Below are 3,800 nucleotides of genomic sequence, written 5' to 3' on the forward strand. Positions count from 1 at the left end.
CGACGGTCCGAACGCGGTGGAGGAGAACGGCGGCATCGCGGTCGTGGCGCTGGCCAAGTACCTCGCCACCCTGCCGAAGACCGCCCGCAGGAAGACCTACGTCTTCACGCTTACGACCGGCCACATGGCAGGGGCCTATGTGCACTCCTTCCGGGACTTCATCGACGCCCACCCGGACATCATGAAGAGGACCGTCGCCTCCCTCGTCATGGAGCACCTGGGCTCACGCGAGTGGGGCGACCGTGGCCAGGACTATGTGCCCACGGGACGCAACCAGGCCACCATGGTGCTCACCCAGAGCAAGGCGCTGGCCGACCTGGTGCTGCAGGTCAGCGCCGGGACCATCGAGGATCGCGTGGTGGCGGTGAATCCGTACCTCAAGCGGTTCACCGGAGAGAGCGCGGCGCTCATCACCTATGGGGTGCCGACCATCGGCATCATGCCGGCGCCAAGTTACCTCCTGAAGGAGAGTCCCCACGGGGGCATCGAGAAACACGATCCGCGGCTGTTTCGTGCGCAGGTGGCAAACTTCGCGCGGATGCTCAGGAAGATGGACGGCATGACGCGAGCGCAGCTCAGCGCCTAGCGCGCAAGAAAAACGCATCGCCGGAACACAAACAAGACAATAATCAAACGATTTTCGGGGGAGTAAACGGGTGAATCGCCAAGTTCTTTACTGCACATCGGCAGTTCTTATGCTGTTTTCGGCGAACACCGCCTTGGCGCAGTCGGCGCCCACCGCAGCCGCCGCGTCGGATTCCACGTTGGACGAGGTGGTGGTCACCGGCACGCGCCTGACCACCAGCGGCTTCCAGACCCCGACCCCGGTCACCACCCTGAGCTCCGAGCAGTTGCAGGCGGCCTCCCCGGGCAACCTTGCCGACGCGACCCAGCACTTGCCGGCCTTCAAGGGCTCGGCGAACACGTCGCGCCGGCAAGGCGGCTCGCCGAACAGCAGTGGCGGCCAGAACCTGCTCGACCTTCGCGGGATGGGCTCGCAGCGCAACCTCGTGCTGCTGAACGGCCACCGGCTGGTGGCCTCCAACGGTTCCGGCTCGGTGGACATCAATCTGATTCCACAGGACATGGTCCGGAGCATCGAGGTAGTCACCGGCGGCGCCTCGGCGGCCTACGGTTCGGATGCGGTGACCGGCGTGGTGAACTTCATCCTCGACACCACCTTTGAGGGGCTGAAGGGTTCGATCCAGGGCGGCCGCACCAACTACGGCGACGCTGAGTCGGTGAAGGGCAACCTCGCCTGGGGTCACAGCTACATGGACGGGCGGCTGCGCGTGATCGCCAGCGCCGAGGCCATGTACGGCGCCGGGATCGACAGCTTCCAGGCCATGAACCGCGATTGGTGGGGCCGAGGCGGCGGCATCGTCAGCAACCCGGTCGCAGGCGCATTCCCCAGCCAGATCATCACCAACAACATCTACAGCGCCAGCATGACCTACGGCGGCCTGGTCACCACGGGTCCGCTCAAGGGCATCGAATTCGGACCGGGCGGCGTGCCCTTGACGCACGACTTCGGCGCCCAGAGCGGCATCTGGCAGGTGGGTGGCAACGGTATCCGGGCGCTGCCCGGACTGACGCCGAAGCAGGAGCGCTACACCGGCTTCTTCCACTCCGAGTTCGACGTCACCGACACCCTGATGGTCGGAATCGAAGCCAACTGGGGCAAGTCGAACAACGTCCTGCAATCTTATCCGAACTACGAGAACGGCCAGTTCGCCTACACGATCTTCAGCGACAATGCGTTCCTGTCCCCGATCGTAAAGGCGCGGATGGCGAGCGCTGGAGTGACGTCGATCACCGTCGGACGCCACTCGCGCGACATTCCGCTCGAGGAGATCGACGCGATCCAGGAGACCAAGCGGCTCGCCCTGTCGTTCGAGAAGCGCCTCTGGGGCGATTGGAAGCTGGACGGCTACTATACCCGCGGTCTCAGCCGGCAAGATACCGACGCCAACAACATGACCATCAACCGCAACCTCTATGCTGCGGCGGATGCGGTCGTGAACCCGGCGACGGGCCAGATCGTCTGCCGCTCGACTTTGCAGGGCCTGGATCCCGGCTGCGTCCCGATGAACATCTTCGGCGACGGTTCGATCTCCCAGGCCGCCGCCGACTATGTGCTCGGCAGCTCCATCCGCAACCTCGACCTGCAGCAGGATGTGGTTCAGCTGAACCTCTCCGGCGCGCTTCCGGAGCGGTTCGCGCTCCCCGCCGGCGCCATCGCCTTAGCGGCCGGCGTGGAGTACCGGCGGGAAACCTCGAAGCAGTGGTCGGATCCGATCTCCCGGGAGACGACGAGCTTCGCGGGCGTGCGCGGCGGGCCCAGTTCGCTGAACAACCGCGCCGGCGGCTTCCAGACCTTCAACCCGGTGCCGTTCGGCGGCAAGTACTCGGTGCGCGAGGCCTATGTCGAGGTGGGCGTGCCGCTGCTGAAGGACCTGCCGTTCGCGCAGTCCCTCGACCTCAACGCCGCCGCCCGCGCCGCGGACTACAGCAACTCGGGCCTCGCCACGAGCTGGAAGATCGGCGCCACCTACCAGCCCATCGAGGATCTGCGCTTCCGGCTGACCCGCTCGCGCGACATCCGCGGTCCAAACATCCTGGAGCTGTTCAATCCGCGCAGCACCAACGCCTCCAACGTCCTCTACAAGGGCGTGAACACCGGCTACACCGGATTCTCGACCGGAAACCCCAACCTGCTGCCGGAGGTGGCCACCACCACGACTGGCGGGGTGATCTACCACCCCTCGTTCATTCCGGGCCTGAACCTCTCGGTGGACCTCTACAAGATCGAGCTGAAAGACGCGATCGACCAGCTCGGCGCACAGGGCATCGTGGATGAGTGCGCGCGCGGCTCGGCGGCCAACTGCGCACTGATCCAGGCGGTGCCCGGCGGCTCGCTGATCATCACCAACCCGTACCAGAACCTGAACTTCCTGAAGGTCTCGGGCGTCGACATGGAGGCGGCCTACACCACCCCGCTCTTCGGCGGCGAACTGACCGTGCGAGCTCTGGCGAACTACACCTCTCACTTCGAGACCCAGACGCCGGGGAGCGCCCCGATCGACACGGCGGGCGACATCCACCTCAGCCAACCGAAATGGCAGGGCAACTTCCAGCTCACGTATGGCCATGGCCCGCTCTCGGTGTTCCTGATCGAGCGGTACGTCGGCGGCGGCGCCTATGACGTGCTGAAGGTCGAGGGGAAAGATCTCAACATCAACCACATCGACGCGGTCTACTACACCGACTTCACAGCCCGGTATAACTTCAGCGCCTTCGGCCGCGACCTCACCTATTTCGTGACGGTCAACAACCTGTTCGACAAGGACCCGCCGCTGGTCCCCGGCCCGAGCACCTTCCAGCAGCCGATGAACGCCAGTCTCCACGACACGCTTGGCCGGTACACGACCATGGGGGTCCGGTTCCGGTTCTGACGCCCCGTTCGACACCGCGTTCGCTTGAGGAATGATGATGACCGGGACCACACCCATCGAGCCGGCGTCGCCATCTGTAGCCGTCGGTCAGGCCCCGGCCGCAGGGGTGGGGTCAGCGAAGGGCCTGTACAAGTACTACGTGCTCGGCATCCTGCTGCTGATCTACATCGTGAACTTCATCGACCGGACGATCCTGAGCATCGTCGCCCAGCCGATGAAGGAAGACCTGGGACTCGCCGACTGGCAGCTCGGCCTGCTGAGCGGCCTGGCCTTCGCCGCCTTCTATGTGGTGATGGGCATTCCGGTCGCGCGGTTGGCTGAACGCGCCAGCCGCGTGAAGATCAT

Annotated in this window: 1 protein-coding gene and 2 pseudogenes; all 3 read left to right on the plus strand. The window is 65.1% G+C overall.

The window, feature by feature from the left end:
- A pseudogene (locus tag JWQ89_RS14225) lies at nt 1-586 on the plus strand (hypothetical protein); the annotation flags it as partial.
- 109 nt (nt 587-695) lie between these two features.
- Nucleotides 696-3,455 (plus strand): TonB-dependent receptor, encoded by a 2,760-nt coding sequence (locus JWQ89_RS14230; RefSeq protein ID WP_299642056.1) that lies wholly within the window; start codon nt 696-698, stop codon nt 3,453-3,455.
- A gap of 37 nt (nt 3,456-3,492) precedes the next feature.
- Nucleotides 3,493-3,800 (plus strand): annotated as a pseudogene (locus JWQ89_RS14235) (hypothetical protein); the annotation flags it as partial.

Origin of the sequence: Devosia sp. (assembly GCF_028290645.1) — a bacterium.
In the GTDB taxonomy this organism is placed as follows: domain Bacteria; phylum Pseudomonadota; class Alphaproteobacteria; order Rhizobiales; family Devosiaceae; genus Devosia_A.

Bases quoted from the DNA above. Each gene is read 5' to 3' on its own strand.
- JWQ89_RS14230 (WP_299642056.1), top strand. From the start codon at position 696: ATGCTGTTTTCGGCGAACACCGCCTTGGCGCAGTCGGCGCCCACCGCA.